The sequence below is a fragment of the Candidatus Magnetobacterium casense genome (assembly GCF_019173545.1).
Taxonomy (GTDB): Bacteria; Nitrospirota; Thermodesulfovibrionia; order Thermodesulfovibrionales; family Magnetobacteriaceae; genus Magnetobacterium; species Magnetobacterium cryptolimnobacter.
Genome location: NZ_JABXWD010000578.1, coordinates 1 through 1,729, shown reverse-complemented (window position 1 = coordinate 1,729; position 1,729 = coordinate 1). Strand labels below are relative to the sequence as shown.

The window sequence follows — 1,729 nt, the reverse complement described above, 5'->3', positions numbered from 1 at the left end:
AAGTTTGTAATACCAGTGAAGGCGCTCCTATTGGTATAGAGACGCACGTAATCTGTGACGTTAGAATCCATCGCAAAGGCCGTTTCCCCGGTGAAGGCCGACCTTACTAGAGCGTTCCTCTGGGCTATCGTGATACCTGCCAACTGATTCGTCACGTACTGAGTTACGTTGGCATCAAGGCCGAAGCCTGTGGCTCCAGTGAAGGCTGACCTTACAAGAGCGCCTGCAAATGCCGCTTGTGCCACTCCACCACCAGTCCCGGCGTTGTCGTCTGTCCATATCATTCCGTCTGCCGACCGCTTAATGCCGTTCCCACTTACACCAGTAGAGTTTGTCTGATCGAAGAAGTAGACTGAACTCACCCCTGAAGGCAATACCTGGACTGCGTTCCTAGTAGCCGATGACTGCACCGTTATCCCGGTAAGGCTTGTGACAGTCACTCCTGAGAGTGTACCTCCATCCACGTTCATGGTGCCTTCCAAGACCATCCCAGAGGGGCCTATCTGAAGGTATGTCACGCCCGCTGAGTCTCTGAGGTAGAGGGTGTTGCCTGACATGGCTACGTTGCTGAGATGGTATAGCGTCACCCCACCTGCCCCGTAGAACGTGGCCCATCCTGAGTTACCGCCAGTCGATACCCACGCCGTCTGAGGCCCACCCCAAGGGCTTCCGCCAGTCTGTGTCGTAAGTTCTGACCTACGCGCAAAGTTCGTCACCCCACCTGTTGAGCCTGTGAAGGCCGGTGTGTCCGTGTAGGTGCGGACGTAGTTGGTGACGTTGGAGTTTATAGCGAAGTCGGTTATACCGGTAAACGATCCCCTATTGGTATAGGTTCGAACGTAATTGGTAACATTTCCGTCTATGGCAAACGCCGTTATTCCTGCAAAGGCTGACCTATCAGTGTAAGCACGCACGTAGTTCGTCACATTGCCGTCTATAGCAAAGTTAGTTATGCCTGCAAAGGCAACTCGATTTGTCTGTGCCGTCACGAAGGCAGTCGTCTTCCCATAAAAGTCAGTGGCTCCGGTAAAGGCTGAGGCAACCAAGGCTCCCCGTTGTGCTATGGTAATGCCTGCAAGTTGCTGCGTCACGTAGGCGGATACGTTCGTATCTATGGCGAACCCAGTAGCCCCCGTGAATGACGCTCTCAAGAGAGAGTTCTGGTATGCTGCCTGGGCAACGCCACCCGTCCCTATAGTGCTGACCGCGTTCTGAACATAGGTAGTCACCTGGCTATGCACGTTGTCTGCCAGAACCCACACTGAGTTTCCGCTTGCCTTGGAAGTTATGCCTTGAGAGCCTACGATGAAGATACCACCAGGAGCATCCCCCAGGGTAGTGGATTCCGCTTCCGTACCGTCAGAGGCTTGCACCGTGGTAAGGCCCGAACCCCCACTACCACCTGCCGGAGTTCCCCACAGAAGGCCCGTGGCGTTTCGCCCAAGGTACTCCCCGGCAGACCCTGTGCTGGCGTTCTGATCGAACAGGGCTATAGTGCTGACGCCGGAAGGAAGAATTGATACTGTCGATACTCCCGAAGTGTTATAAATAGTTACTCCTTGAGCCGACACCCCACCTAACATTGCCAGAGAAACTCCAGCACCATATGCGGTAGTCCCTATCCCAATTCCTCTATCAGTGAAGTAAAAATATTGCTTTTGTGGCTGTAGATTATTGGCTTGATTTAAGTATAATGATCCTGTACCACTATTCCTGATTATAAACTGTA

The 1,729-nt window shown here is 53.0% G+C and carries 1 protein-coding gene; it reads right to left on the bottom strand.

Features of this window, described 5'->3' with window-relative positions:
• Positions 1–1,583: hypothetical protein (locus tag HWQ67_RS17730; RefSeq protein WP_218254024.1), on the bottom strand; the 1,583-nt coding region annotated here is incomplete at its 3' end.
• Between the last annotated feature and the right edge of the window lie 146 nt (positions 1,584–1,729).